Raw genomic sequence first — 17,436 nt, 5'->3', positions numbered from 1 at the left:
TCTTGGTGGGGCTACATGCCGAGGCCGCGATTGCGGCCGAAGCTCCAGTCGACGCCGCCGCCCCCGCGTGAGACCCCGGAGACGTGCTGGCCGAGTTGACGTTCGAGAGACGGCGTCCAGGGCACGAGCTGGAAGCCGAGCCCGTCGTCGATCATGGCGAAGCGGCCCGAGGCGAGCGCAAAGCGTTGCCGATAGGTGCCCGCTACATACTCACCCGTTCCGGCCTTGGTGAATGGCCGGCCGGTTTCGGCCGCGAGCTTCTCGCCGAGCGCTTCGACCTCGCGCTGGCGCAGCGAGTCGATCAGTCCGGGCGAGAAGCTGACGCCACGGGTCTGCCGTTCGGCGAGCCCTTGGTGGATAAGATGCTCGGCGCGTCGGTCCATTGCCTGCCGCACCTCCGCGCCAAAGCCGCCACCACCGAGAGCCACCGGTTCGCGGGCGATGGCCTGCCGGTCGAGCCAGGTGGCGCCGGTCGCATGGACCTGCTGTTCGATATCGAGATCGGATCGAACAGCGAGTGCGACACGGCGGCGGCCCTGCACGTCGTCAAACTTGCGCAGCTCGACGATCGAACCCGGCGCGCTGTCGGCAGCCGCGTCGAGATCGGGGAGCTTAATATGATGGGTTCGCCCGTCGGTGCCGTCGACTACGGCGTAGGCCGTGCCCTTCAGTTCGTTGTCGAGACCGCGATCGACCAGACGCCCGATGACAGGGTCATCGATGCTTTCGCCCGCGAGCACATAGCTTCCGGCGCCACGCTCTATGCCGCGCTCGGTCAGGCCACGATGGATGCGCTTGATGATGTCGCCGCGTTCACCGAGGGCGCGCAGCGTCTTCTCCGCAGTCTCCGAGACAACCCACTGACCGGGACCGACCTGATCGGCGAGATCAAGCGTCTCCAGCTTGCGCAGCCTGCCGACCTTCAACGCGTGGAACTCGTCAGGCTTCTGATCGGGACGTGGCGCGAGGTCGACGATGCCGGTGCGATAGCTGTCGCGGGAGATCTGCCGATCGAGATCGGTCCAGCGTTCCGCCTCGACCTGACGTCCGAGGTTACGACGGATCTCCTGCTCGGTGCGGGGCCCCAGTTCCTGGGTGACGAGGTCTTGCGCGCGGGCGCGCATGCCTTCCTTGATGTAGTCGCGGGAGATTACGAGGTCCTGGCTGTCGTCGGTACGTCCCCGCAGGATGATGTGGACATGGGGATTGTCGGTGTTCCAATGATCGACGCCGACCCAATCGAGCTTGGTGCCGAGGTCCTTTTCCATCTGCCCCATCAGGTCGCGGGCGTATGTCCTGAGGTCGGACATCTCCGTTGCGTCCTCCGGTGAGACGATGAAGCGGAAATGATGGCGGTCGTCCTGGGTTCGCTCAGCGAAGGCCTTCGGATCGGCGTCTCCGGTCTCGGGACCGAACAGCTGGGCCTTCTCCCCGTCCCGGGTAACACCCTCGCGCCGGAGGTAGCTGAGGTGGGCGCTAAGCGGCGCGGCCTTAGCGGTGTGCCGCACGACGCGCGTCTTGATAACCACGTTGCGCGACCGGCTGGTCAGGAGCCGGTTTGCCTGCACTGTCGCGCGTTGTCCGCGACCGAACCGCGAGCGATTGCTCGTGGTGATCTGGCCGGAGCGCGAGATGCGGCCGCCAGCCCGCTGTGCGGCCGCAAGTGCCTGAGCGATGAAGGGCCGTGCCTGTTGCGCGCGTGTCGAGCGGATGCGGCCAGGCCGGATGCGGAAATCGTCCTCGCCGCTCATCGCCAAAGCTCCGCACATCGCGCAAAGCGAAGGAACCACTTGGAAAAATGGCGATTGCGCAGGCTGCGCCAGTTGGGCGCACCTCGCGCAAATGCGCCATAAGTCCCTGAAAACACACGACCGCACCAAGCCGCACATCGCCGGCTTTTATCTCGCCATCGTTCGGTTGTGCTGACTGCTCCCCCTCCGCAGACTGCCCATCTCCCGCCAAGGCACGCCACGGTACGCACGGGTGCGAACGCGGTCATCGCGGTCCCCCGGAAACGCTGCGCGTAACGAAAAGGCCATCGGTGGGCGAAGCCACGGGGCCTTGATCGCGCACCGGGGCCGCCGCCGTGGCGGTGTCCGGCTTGCCGTCAGACTGCAACGGCACGGCAGCCTCTCTGCCGGCCGACTGTACGACGAAGAGCGGCGCTCTCGTCCAAGTTAGCGGATCGGCGGCCGCCACCATGACAGGGCCGGTGAGTTCACCGCCCCCGACGATGGGGGCGAGCGTCGCGACATAGGCGCGCGTTTCGGCCGGCAATGGGCGGCCGGCGAGATACTCTTCGTAGCGGCCCGGACCCGCGTTGTACGCCGCCAAAAACCCCGGCGATCCGTAGCGGTCGTGCATCTCGCGCAGATATGCAGCACCCGCCAGAATGTTGTCCCGGGGGTCGTAGGGGTTGCCGCCGAGCCGATGCCGGACGCGCAACTCCTCCCACGTGGCGGGCATGATTTGCATCAGGCTCATTGCGCCGGCCGACGAGATCGCGCGCACATCGCCCGCGCTTTCGACGCGCATGACGGCACGAATCCACGTTTCTGGAACGCCAAACCGCTGAGACGCCTCTGCGATGTACGCGCCATAGGGATCGCTGCGTGATGGCTGCTCGACCTGCGCCTGCTGGGCGCAGGCAGTGCTCGCGGCGGATCCGGCGAGGACCAGGCCGGAAAGGAGAAGGAGAGCTGCACGTCGGAGGGCGATCCTCCCTCCGACGACAGGTTTGATGCGTGTGGCGGGCATCGTTCAGTCCAGCTCGCCGCGCTTTGGCGGGCGGTTCCAGTGCAGGGCCCAGGCGGACTTGTCGTCGGCCGACTGGAACAGGTTGGCGCGGATCGGATGTTCGAAGGTCGGATCGTCAAGCTGCAGCGAGACGTATTCGCCGGCCTTCTCGCCGGTGCGCTTCCAGCCCGCGCCGATCTCCGCGCCGGTCTCGTTGCTCATGGTGTCGAGCACATGGACGCGGTAGTCGGGCGCGTTCTCAGCTTCGGATGGCTCGGCCGCGACGATGATGATGTCCTGGTGCAGGGAAAGTGTCGTCAGATGGCCGATGAAGCCATCATTCTCGCGCATGAATTGACCGATCACGGGCATTGTTCGTCTCCTTAAGATTGCGGTGGACAGGGTCATGGGCGCGCCGTCACCGCGTCGGCGCGCGCCAGACGAAGCGGCCATCGCCGTCCTCGTCGGTGTAGAGAGGGGTGGCCCGGCCGATCACGGCGGTGGCCGGAAGCGGGCCGAAGTAGCGGCCGTCGAGACTGTCGCGGACCTGCCAGTTCATCAGGAACAACTCTCCAGCCGCGACCAAGCGGCAGCCCTGCCAAACGGGGAGCGGGCGACCGCGACGATCGCGATCGAGGGCGTCGCCGATCGGCAGGCCGTCGACCGTGATGGCGAGCCCGGTCCGGCAAACCCGTTGACCCGGGAGCGCGGCGACGCGCTTCAAGAGCGGCACGCCGCGTGGCAGGTAGTCGCCATCGGACAGGAATGTTGCGAGCGGCTCGGGCGCGTCGACCGCCACCAGATCGGTCACGTCGAGGGCGCCCACATCGCCGATTGTGTAGAAGCCGACCGGCGTGCTGGCTGAAGCGTTCCAGATGAGGCGCGGCGCGAATGAGGCGATCGAGGCGAGGCCGAGAAGCGATACGGCCGCCGTCGTGACGATGGCGTAGGAGAGCCGGGTCATGCGCCGATCTCCCGACGTAGGAGAAAGGCCTGGTGCTGTCGCAGGCCGTAGGCGCGCGGCGCTTCGCCGACAGTCAGCCGGTTGTGGACGTGACGCCAATGATCCGGCGAGACCTCGATCGGGTCGATGCCGCGCGCCTCGATCGCGTCGATGGCTTGGAGCATGCGCTCCACCTTCGGCCAGCCGTCGACGCGCAAGAGGATGTCCGCGCCGGGCGTGACGGTCGGCATCGTCTGGCACGGCGCAGCAGGCTCAACAGCACGCAGGATGTCGAGGCGCGAGAGCACGGTCCCGTGCTCATTTGCGGCCCATCGGACCAGCGCAAAGATACTTCCGGGAGGGAAGAAGAGGATGCGTCGGCGCCGGTCGAGGATCTGTTCGCGTAGCTCGCGACCGAACCGTATCCATTGCTCCGTTCGCTTCTCGACCCAAGTAAGTTCGACCTGGGTGAGAGTGTCGGCCGGCAGCTCGATGGCGGCGCGGCCGACGCGCATTGGCGCGGCGACATGGCCGGTCATGATCCTTCTCCTGAGGGGGGTGGGAATTCGCGCTCGAACAGCGCGCGCAGCATGTCGGCGACGGTCTGACCGCGCTGGAAGGCGGCAATCTTGATGCGGCCGCGCATATCCGCAGTCACGTCGATCGTCAGTCGCGCCGAGAAGTCCTCGCCGGCTTGTGCGCGCGGGTGGTGGCGCTCGGGCGCCTTGATCCAGCTCTCCGGATCGACCGGACGCGCCGCGAAGCTGCGTTTCGGGGACCGCGCGCTCATGCGCCGATCCTCGCGACTTCCGCCGCGAGCGCGGCGATCTCGCGCGCGCCAGGGCAATCCTCGTCCTGCTCGGCGGCGAGCCGGCCGGTCTGCACGACATCGGCGAAGACGATGCGCTGGCCGATCGTGGTCGAGAGCAAGGGCGGGTCGTGATCCGCGAGCGTTTCGGCGGTCTCGCGCGCCAACACGGTGCGAGCCGCGCAGCGGTTCAGCACGAAGCGGGCGGCGAGCTGCGGGCGGTAGATGCGTGCCTCCCCGAGCAGCGAGAGCATTTCGGCGGAGGCCCAGCCATCGAGCGGCGACGGCTGCACCGGAATGAGCACGAGATCGGCCGCGAGCAGCGCCGAGCGCATCAGCCCAGCGACGCGCGGCGGGCCGTCGATGACGACATGGTCAACGTCGCGGGCCAACTCCGGCGCTTCGCGGTGGAGCGTGTCGCGGGCCAGGCCGACGACACCGAACAGTCGCTCCAACCCCTCTCGGCTGCGCTGCTGCGACCAGTCGAGCGCCGAACCCTGGGGGTCGGCGTCGATCAGCGTCACGCGCTGTCCACGGCGAGCCCATTCGCCGGCGAGGTGCAGGGCGAGCGTCGTCTTCCCGACGCCGCCCTTCTGGTTGAGCAGCGCGACGATCATGACGGTCTCCCGGCGATCGGGGACTCGTCCACAGCGGCCGAAAAGCACGGTCGCGTTAGAAAGATTCCGTAGGAATCTAGGTTAGATAAGTTACAGGGCTTGCAAGTCGCTGATTCAGCGCGAGGATTCGTCGAATCCGGTCCCCGATAGCACGAGACTTCGGTCCCCGATGGCACGATAGTGCCGGTCCCCGATAGCACGAGACGATTCACAGCTTATCCCCAGGGCGAGTTTTCGAGCGGCGACGGCGGCGCGGAATGCCAAGCGCGTCGGGATCGGTGGGTGCGAAGGACAGGATGTCGGGACCGCCGACGCACTGCTCGATGGTGAGCTGATACCCGGGGAGCGGCTGCCGGCGGACGATCTCGCGGAGGTCGTAGGCAAAGTGCTTGAGCGGCGAGAGGCTACCCGACTTTGCATGGAGGTGCGGAAAGTCGAAGCTCCAGCCGAACTCCTGCTTGCCGCCGTGCTTGCGCACCAGGCGGTACAGCCAGCGCTCCAGCCCTCCGGTCAGGCCGAAGTAGTTGCGGTCGATGGTGAGCACCAGCGCGTCGTCGAGCACTGCGCTGTAAAACCAGTCGGGAACGATGAGTTCGAGGCCGAGCGGCCTGCCGCGTTGGTCGGCTCGTTCCTTCCACTCGTTGATCCAGGAGAACCGGTGCATCCGACGCTCTGTCGGCTGGCGGATCGAGGTCGCGACGGTCGTCGACTGCAGTCGGTCGAGTGCGGCCTTGAGCCGATCGTAATCCCGCAGCGATACGCCGCGGCCGATGAAGTTCAGGATTTCATACGGGGTCGTGGCCATCAGCCGCGATGGCTGGAGCCCCACGTCGCGAGCCTCGACGATCTGTGAGGCGGCCCAGATGAGGATGTCGGCGTCCCAGATCGTCGCCATGCCATGCTCGGGCACTGCCTCGACACGGATCTTGACCGAGCCGGCCTTGAAGTCGATCGGCGCAAGCCGCTTCGACTTGGCGAGCGAGAAGAATGGATAGGCCATCAGGTCCTGCGCATCGCGAGGCGCCAAGTCACCGGGCAGCGCCCGGAAGAGGTCGAGTTGCGCTCTCTCGTCGCTGCGTTGATGGCGGGACGACATCACGGAGACCGGATCAGCGAAGGCCGGAAGTGCCGGCGTTGCGGCCTTGGGAGGCCGCAGCTTTCGCAGGAGCGACGATGCCGCCACGCGGATCCGAGGTCGAGGTCACCAAGCCGCGATCGGCCCACGCCTGCAGGTCGGTCAGCGAATAGACCACCCGTCCACCGAGCTTCCGGTAGGTCGGTCCGGTGCCATATGTTCGGTGCTTTTCGAGCGTGCGCTCCGACAGCCCGAGAAAGCGCGCGGCTTCCTCTGTCCTGAGGTAGCGTGGCGGCATGGGGGCGGCCGTTTCGTCCATGATCGAACCTCCGTGGTTTCGCGGCGCCTGCCTCGGACAGGCGGCGGATTGCGGTCACGGTGGCGCGATTGCGGCGGTCGGCACGATGTCGAAGTAAAGGAGATAAGTTCGACACCCTTTGGGGGGTCAGCGGTCTCGGCGTGGCCGACGCAAGATCGAACGATAGCCGCCCTGGACGAGCTTCGCGCCGTCTCTAGCCAGGCGAATGGTCGTCTCGCGGATTGCGCTGCCTACCCACGAGGCTGCGTCGTGATCATGTTTGGGAAAGACGGCGTCGGCGATTGCACGATACGTCGCTCCGGATGCCCGACCGTCGAGGACGCGCAGCATTTCGCGCGCCCGCTTTTGTCGGGATCGGGTGATACGCGGATCCGGCGGGACGGTTTTTCCAGCGAGAGCCGCCCAAAAACGAGCCAGCGCGCTCAGGCGGTCGGGCGTAAGCTCATCGAGAAGGACCATGGCCGCGAGACTTCCGGCACCGTCGCGGAAAGAAGCGTCGAACTTTTCGCCCCGGATCTGAAGGCGCAGCATCTCGCCATCGATGCCATTTATGGCCTGCGCCCTGATGAAATCGTCAAGTGAGGGAGGCGTGTGAGCCGTCGGGATTTTGCCGAGGACGACGATCGATGGATCGAAGTGGGCGTCCCAAAAGACTGGAGAGACGATTGCAGATGCAGAAGGGTCTGCCGGGAAATCGCAACCCCCATCGGGATGTAAACTCCCGGGTCAGTTCTTCGGTGTTGTCGCCTGCCTGGAGGAATTCGTCGTATGATCGCCGGTACTCGGTGTTTCTCCGCAAAAACTCCCAGGCAAGATCTCCGGGAGACAGAGCATCGACATAGTCGTAAGCGGCCTCTGACCGCCAAGAATCTTCTTCAGACATCCTCCACAGCCTCCGCAGTTTTAGCGCGCGAATTGAGCTGCGGACACGATTCCAAGTTGTGTGAGGGCTGGGAATAACGAAGGCGGAGCAACGTGATGCGAAACCTGCATCACGTTCAGTTCACGCGGCCGGCCAGCAAACCGCTATAGCCGTTCTTCGTCATCCACTTTGCGCGCGCGAGATGCGAGCGGTGAACGCGCTCGGCACGCTCGGGCTCGGCGTTCACCGAAATCCCGAAAATCGTCTCGACGACGTCTGCCCAGGAAGCGCCTTGCGCTTCGGCATCCAGCAAACGCAGGTAAAGCTTCACATTGGCCGCGTCATACGCGGTCGGCGTCGCGCTGCTTGGCGGTTCATCAAGAAATAAGCTTGTAGTCACGGCGTTCCCCGGCGCGGATATCCATCCATACTGGAGCATTTTGTTAACGATCTTACGAGCGAGCTTCTAGCGCAACCCGATGAGAGGGGCGTTTGCGAGTTCGCTCCTCGCGTGCCGTCAGGCTTGCCCTTTGCGATCAACCACCATCACTCCCACACCACGGTCGGAGCTCAGGAACACGACGCCATTCTGTTCGAAAGCGCGCCTGACCTCATCCCGCGTGCTCTCGTACACCTCGAGGCCACTGGCGGACTCGAGGCGCTTGAGGGCGGTCAGAGATACGCGAGCCTTGTCAGCGAGCGTCTCCTGTGTCCAACCCAGCAACGCGCGCGCGGCCCGTGATTGTCGGGCGGTGATCATGCATGATCACCTCCCACTCGGACCTACGCGCACGCCAGAACTACGACTATAATAGTCGCCCTATGCCAGTTTGGCCACCGCAAAGCCGACCGGGCAAACGTCAGCTGATTCGGTTGCCAGAAAGCTGAAAGGCCCCGACCTTCTGGCCGGGGCCTTGCGCGGAGGCCTCAGTCGCCGCGCCGCCCGCTCGGGCGGGACCAGATCAGCGAGAAGGTATCGCCGTCCTCGTCGTCGAAGAGGTTGGCGTAGATCGGGGCGTTGAAGCTCGGATCGTCGAGCTTGAGGCCGAGATAGTCGCGGCCCTCGTTGGAGCGCTTCGACCAGGCGGCGCCGATCTCGGCGCGGCCCACCAGGACGCGGTGGCTGGGAGCGTTCTCGCCAGTGGCGCGGGTATCGGGGACGATGCGCACGCCCTTGGCCTGGACGCTGAGGGTGACGATTTCGCCGGTGAACTCGTTCGAGCCGGTCTTCTTGAAGGTGCCGATGGTCGCCATTGTAATTCTCCGTTTTCCGTTCCCGAGCCCGCACCATTGCGGCCTCGATGGCGATCGGCAGGCCGGAGGCGGTCGACGGCGCACCCCGAAGGGGCCTGACAGCTTAGGAGGGCTTTCTTGTCTCGCGAGGAATGACGGCGCAGCCGGCAGGGGAAGAAAGTTCGACGCGGCTGTTGCGTCATAGGCGATCGAGGCGAAGCCGTACTTCGGCCAGATCAGGCCATTGAAGAGGCCGTTTGGAGCGGTCTAGGCACGGTCAGATAACGGAGAAGATGGCGACCCTCCCGCATCGGCAAGTTGGCGCAGGGTGTGCGCAGCGGCTTCGTTCCCCATCGACAGGCATTGCTCCAGCATCTCCGTCCACTGCCACCGGGAGTGTCTCTGCCTTCGGTGCACGGACGGATGCGCTGCCGGTGTTGCCCAAAGCGCTCCCCCGCGGGTTGCTTTTCGGGGCGATGAACAATCAGCACCCACCGCTTCATCTGCAACCTCGGAGGCTACGAGGATATGCTTTGTTCGGTGCTGTTCCGGTCCGCCGAGACGACGTCGACAAAGATCATGCCCGAGTAAGGTCCGGGCTGGATGGGCTGGGAGTCGCCACTAGTCCAGCGACCCGGAGGAAGGCGGTGATCCCGACCGCGACGGCCCCGAAGATCGAAAACGCCATCTGCCACGCTTCCGACGGCATCAGGTGCTTCACGATGCCATGGGTGGCATGAAAACCCGCGATCGCCGCCGGGGCGACGAAGGCGATCGCCACGACGAGTTTCAGCCACATCGAGCGGACGAAGGCGATCAGGAGGTGCCCGATGGCGAGCGTCATCGCCGCCGCGAGCGCGCCCACGACGACAGCGCCGGCAATGCCGGCGCCGCCTTCGTTGGCCCAGGCGCCCGTCGTCACGCCGACGAAGGCGGGCAGAGCGAAAACGGCCAAGGTGAACACCAGCCAGCAGAGCAGGCCGACGGCGAAGAGGGATGCGAGTATGGCAAAGACGATCATGGCAGTGGTTTCCAATCGTTCATGGCTGACGATCGCGCCTCCACCACCACCACAGCGCGCCTGAAGTATAGCGAATGACAAGCCGGGACGGGAGCGGAAATCCTGCCGGACTTCCGCTTGCGGCCGTGAAGCCTTGCCCGCGATCAGTGGGCGAAGGGATCAACCTCATGGACGATCGCGGCGAGTTCGCCGTCATATTCGCCCGCGGGCATGACACCCATGCTGCCGTCGCCCGCCTGGAAGATGACAATCGAGACCATCAGGGTGGTGGCGAGGCTGAAGGCGAAGGCGTGAGCTTGATTGAGGGACATCTGCTGGGCTCCTGCTGGAGCGGGGGACCATCCCCCGCCGACAGGCGCCCGAAGTGTTCGGCCGTGGACTGCAATCACCGCGCAGGCGTAGCCGCAGCGGCGGCATGCTGGCATAGCCGACCCTTCATGGGTTGATGGCGACAAGTCCGCGGCTGGACCAAGGATCAGCGCTGATAGGCGGAGGTGGTCTTCGCGTCGGGAGACCCGTTTTACAGTCTCGACACTGCTTTCGACTCAGCCTCGCGTCGTGTCCTCAGATGGCTATTTGCGCTATGCTCTTGGCAGCAAGTGTAGAGTCGCGAAGGGCTGGACGATGGCGGAGTTCACAGGAAGGAGCCTGCACCTCTTGAAGAAGGCTTTGACGATCGCTGTGCTGGCGATCGAGCGGCAGCCGGGCCCCTTCCAGTCGTCTTCGGACCAAGCGGATATGAAAGCGCTTCTCGACGCGTTGATCGAAAACGACACCGAGCTTGCCTTCTACGCGCGATCCGCCCGTATCGCAGTGACAGGCGAGCCAGACTGAACGTGGGGCTGCCAATGACGGAGACGCTCGCTTTCGAGAAGCGACACAAGGACGGAAGCTTGTGGGTCGTCGGCCAGACGATGGAGGGACAACCTACCGGATACTGGGAGTGGTTTCGCCGGGACGGTTCGAAGCTGCGGTCCGGCTACTTCGACGACGGTCAGCAGGTTGGTGATTGGACCACGTATGATCGCTCCGGGTGCGTCTACAAAGTCACGAAGATGAAGCGCTAGGCAGCGGCGCATGCGTGGCGGCGCTTACGCGCCGCCGTGCTTCCAAACCGGAATGCCGAGTTTCTTGGCCTTGTCGGCGAGGTTGTCATTTATGCCCGTGCCCGGGAAGTGCAGCACGCCCTTCGGCACGATCTCGAGCATCTGGTCATTCCGCTTGAACGGTGCCGACCGTCCGTGCTTGGTCCAATCGGGTGCAAAGCCGATCTGCGGAACGTTGCGGTTCGATGCCCAGAGCGAGGCGATCCTCTCGGCACCCTTTGGCGACTTTCCATGGACGAGAACCATGCCGGCGTGCTTGGCGTGAACCTGATCGAGCTTTGCCCAGATAAGCTGGTGATCATTGAAGTCGAGGCCGCCGGTGACGACGATCTTGGGGCCAGGCGGCAGGAGCACCTCTTGATCGGCGCGCTTCTTCGCCATCAAGAAGTCGCGGCTGTCGATCATCGCCGAAGTCAGATTGCGATGGTTGACCTTCGATCCGCTGCGCGGGAGCCAAGGCTTGCCGACGTGGCGTTCGTAGTGTTCGGCGGCCTGGTCGCGCATTAGCTCGAAGGCGTTCTGGCGCTCTATCAGCGTGATCCCCTCTGCGATCAGGCGCTCCAGTTCGACCGATTTCACCTCGCTGCCGTCCTGTTCGCGCTGCGCCCGCTTCTGGGACTGCTCATTGTCATCCAGTTCGCGGCCGATCCGGTCGGTCGCGCGGTGGAAAACGTTCACGGTCGACCAGAGGAGATCGTCGAGGTCAGGTTCGAGGCGCGTGTCTGCCAGGGTGCCGATTAGAGCGTCGAAGATGTCGGCGACGGCGCCCGCGACCTGGTTGCCGTCCGGCAGAAGCCGCTGGTCGGGCTCGTCGGTGAAGGGTCGGTAGCCGTGAAGTTGCAGTTCGTTAAGGACATGGTCGGTGGGTGAGGACTCGTGATGCGGTTCGTAGTCGTCGTGATCGCGCATGGGATGCTCCATCGGTTGGACCGCGACCGTCGCGGCCTTCATGGCGACGAAGCCCGCGGGCCGGACGGCCGGGCACCCGGAGCGAAAGCGTAGGGCTCGATGGCTAAGGCCGGCTATTTTGCTTCGCGATGGAAAGCGGCCTCTGGGCCGCGCCGGAAAATAGTTGGCCGCCGCCATTGCCCGGTTGGCCGGCTTGTGGGCCGATCGCCCTCTCGAAGGCCGAGGCGCGGTCCCCCTCCGATGGATGATGCATCCGCCGAGCACGACGGCGAACCTCACGCCCGTTCTCCTGCCGGCTATGCCGCCAACGCCATGAAGCGCGCGATGTCCTGCGGCGCGACCTGCAACCGGGCTTCCACGCTCAATGCGTCCAGGCCGAGGCTGCGCAGATCCTCGTTGAAGTCGCCCAGCTGCGGCGAGATGACAATCGGCTCGATCCCGGCCGCGTCGGCCCGTTCAATGAGGGTGTCGCGCGCAGCGTCACCGGCCGGATCGTTGTCGCGGACGATGTAGAGCCGCCGCAGTGTGTCGGGGAACAGGATGGCAGCGAGATGGGCCGCGGAGAGCGCCGCCAGCATAGGCATGTCGGGAAGGACCTGACGAAGCGACAGGACGGTCTCGATGCCTTCGCCCGCCGCTATCACATCGCTGCCTATGCCGAAGCGGACCGCGTTGCCGAGAAGATCGCCCATGGCTCGCCTCGGCGTGTCGATTGGCGCCTTGTCGCGGCGGCGCGGATCGAGCCAGGTGCGATGCGCCCCGGTGATCTTGCCGTCGAGGTCGGTGACGGCCGCGATCATCGCCGGCCAGGTCTCGGTCGGCGAATGCTCTTCGGGGCGATAATAGCAGCGCGGGTGGAAATGCAGGCTTCCGGTTCCGCGCAAATCCGTAATGCCGCGTTCCCGTAAATATGTTTGTACGAGCGTGCCGTGGATCGGCTGCGACATGCGGACCAGTCGGCGGGCCGCTTCGGGGGAGCCATGCGGCGCTGGGTTCTGCCGCTCGTGCTGACGGGCCTCCGGTGCCGGCGGCATCGAGAGAAAGGTCCGCGCCTCGTCGGCGACATCCTTGAAGTCGATGAGGCCGCAGCTTTCTCGGATGACGTCGAGGAGATCGCCATGCTCGCCGGTGGCCGCGTCGGTCCATTTGCCGGCGGGACCTTTCGGCGTGTCCTTGAGCCGGACATACATCGAGCGGCCGGGTGTGTTGCGCGCATCGCCCACGAGCCAGTAGTTGCCCTCGCGGCGACCGCTGGAAAGATAATGCCGGCACACCGCCTCGGCCTGCCGGCCGAGACGGTGCGCGAGATCGGAAGCGTCCTGACGTGCCATCACGCGGCCTCCCGCTCGGAGATGCGAGCCACGGGATATGTATCGAGCACCTTGGCGAGGACGCCCGGTCCGGCGGAGTCGGCCGGCACGAAAAAGCGGAGCTTCCACGAGATGATCTCGCTGAACAGGCCGTAGGTGCGCAGCCGGTCCCGCATCGCCTCGGTGAAGCCGGTCAGCTCCAGGCGCTGGGCATTCATGACGCGGGCGCGCCGAAGCTGAAGGCCGTCAGCGAGATCGAGGATCGTCGTGCCGTCCATCAGAGCGGTGAAGGCCTGCTCAGGGGTCAGCGATGTTGCGCCCGTGGTGACGGCGTTTGCCGCCCAGGCGGGCGAGACGCGGCGGCCGATGATGCGCTCGCCGCCATCGGTCTGGAGCCGGTAGACCCGCGTCGACTCGTTTGGCAGCCGCTTCCAGATCGGCAACAACAGGCCGGCGACAATGTGGATCGTGCTGTCGGAAAACTCCGGCACGTCATTCAACTCAGCCCACCACGCGGCGGCGAAGGCGGCGCGATCGGCTTCCTCCCAATGGCTCTCACCCATCATGCGCAGCGGCGCATAGTGCTGCTCCATCGGCCGGACCAGGCAGACGCGGCGCTCGATCTCGCCATCGTCGAGCATCATCGATGGTGCGGAAATCTGCACGGCGGCGCGGCCGGAGCGACCATTGACCAGGAGCCGTGCGCGCGGATCGGAGAGATGATCGAGCGCGTCGGCGAGGCTCGTCGGTCGATTGCGCTCCCGGCGGGTGATGGTGAGAAGCCGCGTTTCCGCGCCGGTGCCCGGGTGCGTATGGATCACCTCGCTGCCGGTGACGATGAAGCTCTCGGCCTGCAGCGTTTCGAGTCCGACGTCATAGACTCCACTGCGAACCGCCCCGTCGACCTTTGCCGTCAGGAGCTGCTCAAACGCCGTAAAAAGCACGCCCTGCAGGTCGATGGTCAGCGCGAGCAGACGGTTGAGGAAGGTCGTGATCGGCGGCAGCTCGTCCTTGATGCCGTTGTCATCCGTGAGTTTGAGTCCGGTGGCGGACTCAAAGCGGTCGAGCGAGCAGTTCTCGACCTTGCCACGCACGAGCAGCAGATAGAGCTGGCGCAGCGCATCGCGCGCATAGGGGCTTTCGAGATTGTCCTCTGGCCGGAAGAGACCCTGTCCGCCGGTCTGGCGCTGCCCACGCGTGATGGCGCCGAGTGTATCGAGCCTACGCGCGATCGTGGAGAGGAAGCGCTTCTCAGCCTTCACGTCAGTGGCGATCGGGCGGAAGAGCGGCGGTTGAGCTTGATTGGTCCTGTTGGTCCGACCGAGACCCTGGATCGCCGCATCGGCCTTCCAGCCCGGCTCCAGCAGATAGTGGATACGCAGGCGCTGGTTCTTCGCGCCAAGATCGGCGTGATAGCTGCGCCCCGTACCGCCCGCATCTGAGAAGACCAGGATGCGCTTCTGGTCGTCCATGAAGGCGGCGGCCTCGGCGAGATTGGCCGAGCCCGCCCGATTTTCGACGGCAAGGCGATCGCCCTTGCGCACAACGCGCCGTGAACGGCCGGTGACCTCGGCGACGACATCGGAGCCAAAGCGCTGGACGATCTGGTCGAGGGCGCCTGGAACGGGTTCTAGCGATGCGAGCCGTTCGATCAGCTCGTCACGGCGGGCGACGGCCTCCCTGCTCTCGATGGGGTGACCGTCCCGGAAGACTGGCCGCGACGACAGATTGCCCTCGCTGTCGGAGAACGGCTCGTAGAGCTGCACCGGGAAGGAATAGGCGAGATAGTCGAGGACATATTCCCGCGGCGTGATGTCGACACGCACGTCGTTCCATTCCTCGGTCGGGATCTCGGCCAGTCGGCGCTCCATCAGTGCCTCGCCGGTTGAGACGATCTGAATGACGGCGCTATGCCCGTCGGCCAGGTCCTGCTCGATCGAGCGGATCAGCGTCGGGGTCTTCATGCTGGTCAGCAGATGACCGAAGAACCGCTGCTTAGCGCTTTCGAATGCAGAACGCGCGGCCGATTTCGCCTGACGGTTCAGGGTGCCGCTATCGCCGGTGATGTTGGCGGCCTGCATCGCGGCGTCGAGATGGTTATGGATGATGGCGAAGGCGCCGGCGTACGCATCGTAGATGCGGGTTTGCGCGGGCGTAAGCTGGTGCTCGACCAGTTCGTATTCAACACCGTCATAGGAGAGCGACCGGGCCGTGTAGAGGCCGAGGGCGCGCAGGTCGCGGGCAAGCACCTCCATGGCCGCGACACCGCCATTGTCGACGGCCTCCACGAACTCGGCGCGGTTGGCGAAGGGAAAATCGTCACCGCCCCACAGGCCGAGCCGCTGGGCATAGGCGAGATTGTGGACGGTTGTCGCGCCCGTGGCAGAGACGTAGACAACGCGCGCATTTGGCAGCGCGTGCTGGAGCCGGAGCCCGGCACGGCCCTGCTGTGAGGGCGCAACATCGCCCCGTTCTCCCTTGCCGCCGCCGGCGTTCTGCATTGCGTGCGACTCGTCGAAAATAATGACTCCATCGAAGTCGGAGCCCAACCATTCGACGATCTGTTTGACCCGCGAAAGCTTCTCGCCACGGTCGTCGGACCGTAGCGTGGAATAGGTGGTGAAAAGGACGCCTTCGTTGAGACGGATCCGCGTGCCCTGAGGGAAACGCGATAGCGGCGTGACCAGCAAACGCTCCATACCGAGCGCCGACCAGTCGCGTTGCGCGTCTTCCAGCAGCTTGTCGGACTTCGAGATCCATACTGCCTTGCGGCGACCCTGCAGCCAGTTGTCGAGGATGATGCCAGCGGATTGACGGCCCTTGCCGGCGCCGGTCCCGTCGCCGAGCATAAAGCCCCGCCGGAAGCGGACGGCGTTTGGCGCGTCGTCCGGCGCGGCGGTGACGAGATCGCCGGTCTCGTCCACGGTCCAGGCGCCTGCGAGGTGTTCGCCATGAGCTTCGCCGGCGTAGATCACCGTCTCGAGCTGGGCGTCGGACAGAACGCCCTCGGTGACGACCGCGGCTGGAAGCGTCGGGCGATAGCTCGGCTTCGGCGGCGCGACCGACGCCATGGCGGCCGACTGTACCAATTTCGTGGGATGAGGCTGCGCCTCCGGGATGCGGACCGACTGGAGCGCATAGGCCTCATAGATCGAGTCAGACAGTCGGCATTCTTCTGGAGGCATCCGCTCGACGGTCTCATAGTCAAGCGGCATGCCTTTGATCTCAGCCGTCGGCCGGGCGGGGGTGGATGCTGCGGCCTTGGCGAGATAGCCGCGAACGGTGCGCGGCGCCGTGTCCGGGGAAATCTTGGGCAGCGCGACCGCCATGCGCGGGGGCAAGTCGCGTTCGATCCAAGCGAGGAGCGTCGCCACGTCGGGCGCGATGCCGGGGGATGCCGGGAAGCGTGCAAAATCCTCGGCCGGCGCCTTGTCGATGACGGTCAGGCGGGTTTCGATGGTCGTGCCGTGCTTGGCATAGACAGAGCCCGCGATCGCCGCACTGAACACGACGCGGCCGCGCTCCTGCAGCCGGGCGAAGCGGTCCCGCCAGGCCGGCAGCTCGGGCGAGAAATTTGCGCCGGTGATCGCGACCAACCGGCCGCCCGGCGCGAGCCGCGCCAGAGCGGAAGCGATATGGCGATAGGCGGCGTCGGCGACGCGTCCTGAGACGGCCGCCATGACCGAGAACGGCGGGTTCATGATGATGACACTGGGAATGGCGGCGCGGTCGAGATGATCATCGATCTGCGCGGCGTCGAAACGCGTGACCGAATGAGCTGGAAAGAGAGCGGCAAGAAGATCGGCGCGGGTCTCGGCCAGCTCATTGAGGATGAGATCGGAGCCTTCGATCTCGGCAAGGATCGCAAGCAGGCCCGTGCCGGCCGAGGGCTCCAGTACCCGGTCAGCGGACGTGAGCGCTGCGGCGGTCAAGGCCGCGAGACCAAGCGGCGTCGGCGTCGAGAACTGCTGACGGGCCTGAGCCTCCTCGGACCGGCGCGTGTGCGTCGGCAGCAGCCCGGCGATCTTGCTCAGCGCTGCGAGCCGTGCTTCCGGAGACGCGGCTTTGCGGAAAAGCGGCTTTCCGTATTTGCGCATGAAGAGGATGGTTGCCGCTTCGCAGGCGTCATAGGCCGTCTTCCAGTCCCAGGCGCCGCTAGCGTCGGACGCGCCGAAGGCCTGTTCCATGGCCGAGCGCAGTATCGCGGCATCGATCGCGCGGCCCTGTTCGAGATGAGGAAGGAGATGGCCGGCGGCGGCGAGAATGGCGGCGGCCGGCGGCGCGTTGGGCGCGAGCGGAAGCGAGGCCGCCGGGGCGGCTCCGGAGACGGGAGCGTAAAGCATGGAGGGAACCTCGAGAGAGCAAGAACGGACGAGCCGGCCCGGCGCTCTCTCTCGACCGGACGGGCTCAACCCCGTCCCGGCCGACCTCTCACTCTGACGCGGTCAGCGACCATCGCTCCGGCTTGCGGGAAGCACGTCTTCGGCAGTTGCGCGT

Annotated in this window: 19 protein-coding genes; 1 reads left to right on the top strand and 18 read right to left on the bottom strand. The window is 65.5% G+C overall.

Annotated elements, in window-relative coordinates:
• Positions 1–11 precede the first annotated feature (11 nt).
• From AX737_RS24245 to AX737_RS34835, 15 genes are all read right to left on the bottom strand, one after another.
• Positions 12–1,751, bottom strand: coding sequence for a VirD2 family relaxase/mobilization nuclease (locus AX737_RS24245; protein WP_058454252.1), 1,740 nt, complete (start codon positions 1,749–1,751; stop codon positions 12–14).
• 244 nt (positions 1,752–1,995) lie between these two features.
• The gene (locus AX737_RS24240; RefSeq protein WP_058454251.1) at positions 1,996–2,757 is read right to left on the bottom strand and encodes a lytic transglycosylase domain-containing protein; all 762 of its coding nucleotides are present in this window, start codon (positions 2,755–2,757) and stop codon (positions 1,996–1,998) included.
• A 3-nt stretch (positions 2,758–2,760) separates the two neighbouring features.
• The gene (locus AX737_RS24235) at positions 2,761–3,108 is read right to left on the bottom strand and encodes a DUF736 domain-containing protein (RefSeq protein ID WP_058454250.1); all 348 of its coding nucleotides are present in this window, start codon (positions 3,106–3,108) and stop codon (positions 2,761–2,763) included.
• Between the two features lie 46 nt (positions 3,109–3,154).
• Positions 3,155–3,700 carry a S26 family signal peptidase gene (locus AX737_RS24230; RefSeq protein ID WP_058454249.1) on the bottom strand — a complete coding sequence of 182 codons (546 nt, stop codon included), beginning with the start codon at positions 3,698–3,700 and terminating at the stop codon, positions 3,155–3,157.
• Positions 3,697–4,218, bottom strand: a complete 522-nt coding sequence (locus AX737_RS24225) for a DUF2840 domain-containing protein (protein ID WP_058454248.1) — start codon at positions 4,216–4,218, stop codon at positions 3,697–3,699. Before AX737_RS24225 ends, AX737_RS24230 begins: the two co-directional genes overlap by 4 nt.
• The gene (locus AX737_RS24220) at positions 4,215–4,469 is read right to left on the bottom strand and encodes a hypothetical protein (protein WP_058454247.1); all 255 of its coding nucleotides are present in this window, start codon (positions 4,467–4,469) and stop codon (positions 4,215–4,217) included. Before AX737_RS24220 ends, AX737_RS24225 begins: the two co-directional genes overlap by 4 nt.
• Positions 4,466–5,104, bottom strand: coding sequence for a ParA family partition ATPase (gene parA / locus AX737_RS24215; protein WP_027297065.1), 639 nt, complete (start codon positions 5,102–5,104; stop codon positions 4,466–4,468). Before parA ends, AX737_RS24220 begins: the two co-directional genes overlap by 4 nt.
• Positions 5,105–5,312: 208 nt before the next feature.
• A complete protein-coding gene (locus tag AX737_RS24210) occupies positions 5,313–6,200 on the bottom strand; it encodes a replication initiator protein A (RefSeq protein WP_058454246.1) in 888 nt (295 codons plus the stop codon).
• A gap of 13 nt (positions 6,201–6,213) precedes the next feature.
• Complete coding sequence (locus tag AX737_RS32505; protein ID WP_024350838.1) at positions 6,214–6,498, bottom strand: helix-turn-helix domain-containing protein; 285 nt, start codon at positions 6,496–6,498, stop codon at positions 6,214–6,216.
• Between the two features lie 126 nt (positions 6,499–6,624).
• Positions 6,625–6,957: a DUF2285 domain-containing protein gene (locus tag AX737_RS32500; protein WP_223850426.1), complete on the bottom strand. Its 333-nt coding sequence runs from the start codon at positions 6,955–6,957 to the stop codon at positions 6,625–6,627.
• Positions 6,958–7,496: 539 nt separating this feature from the next.
• Entirely contained in the window at positions 7,497–7,799 is a 303-nt protein-coding gene (locus AX737_RS32495; RefSeq protein WP_058454244.1) for a DUF2285 domain-containing protein, read from the bottom strand.
• A 78-nt stretch (positions 7,800–7,877) separates the two neighbouring features.
• Entirely contained in the window at positions 7,878–8,120 is a 243-nt protein-coding gene (locus AX737_RS24200) for a helix-turn-helix transcriptional regulator (protein WP_027297061.1), read from the bottom strand.
• Positions 8,121–8,287: 167 nt separating this feature from the next.
• The gene (locus tag AX737_RS24195; RefSeq protein WP_027297060.1) at positions 8,288–8,614 is read right to left on the bottom strand and encodes a DUF736 domain-containing protein; all 327 of its coding nucleotides are present in this window, start codon (positions 8,612–8,614) and stop codon (positions 8,288–8,290) included.
• A 556-nt stretch (positions 8,615–9,170) separates the two neighbouring features.
• The gene (locus tag AX737_RS24190) at positions 9,171–9,614 is read right to left on the bottom strand and encodes a hypothetical protein (RefSeq protein WP_058454243.1); all 444 of its coding nucleotides are present in this window, start codon (positions 9,612–9,614) and stop codon (positions 9,171–9,173) included.
• Between the two features lie 143 nt (positions 9,615–9,757).
• Positions 9,758–9,925 (bottom strand): hypothetical protein, encoded by a 168-nt coding sequence (locus tag AX737_RS34835; RefSeq protein ID WP_167541743.1) that lies wholly within the window; start codon positions 9,923–9,925, stop codon positions 9,758–9,760.
• A gap of 313 nt (positions 9,926–10,238) precedes the next feature.
• Between AX737_RS34835 and AX737_RS24185 the strand changes: the two genes are divergently transcribed.
• Positions 10,239–10,448 (top strand): hypothetical protein, encoded by a 210-nt coding sequence (locus tag AX737_RS24185; RefSeq protein ID WP_058454242.1) that lies wholly within the window; start codon positions 10,239–10,241, stop codon positions 10,446–10,448.
• A gap of 257 nt (positions 10,449–10,705) precedes the next feature.
• Here the strand turns inward: AX737_RS24185 and AX737_RS24175 are convergent, their stop codons facing one another.
• From AX737_RS24175 to AX737_RS24165, 3 genes are all read right to left on the bottom strand, one after another.
• Positions 10,706–11,629: a DUF2493 domain-containing protein gene (locus AX737_RS24175; protein ID WP_027297056.1), complete on the bottom strand. Its 924-nt coding sequence runs from the start codon at positions 11,627–11,629 to the stop codon at positions 10,706–10,708.
• Positions 11,630–11,925: 296 nt separating this feature from the next.
• Entirely contained in the window at positions 11,926–12,960 is a 1,035-nt protein-coding gene (locus tag AX737_RS24170; protein ID WP_058454241.1) for a toprim domain-containing protein, read from the bottom strand.
• Positions 12,960–17,282, bottom strand: a complete 4,323-nt coding sequence (locus tag AX737_RS24165) for a strawberry notch family protein (protein ID WP_058454240.1) — start codon at positions 17,280–17,282, stop codon at positions 12,960–12,962. Before AX737_RS24165 ends, AX737_RS24170 begins: the two co-directional genes overlap by 1 nt.
• Between the last annotated feature and the right edge of the window lie 154 nt (positions 17,283–17,436).

Origin of the sequence: Methylobacterium sp. CCH5-D2, assembly GCF_001556475.1 — a bacterium.
Taxonomy (GTDB): Bacteria; Pseudomonadota; Alphaproteobacteria; order Rhizobiales; family Beijerinckiaceae; genus Methylobacterium; species Methylobacterium hispanicum.
This window is presented reverse-complemented; position numbering and strand designations above follow the sequence as displayed.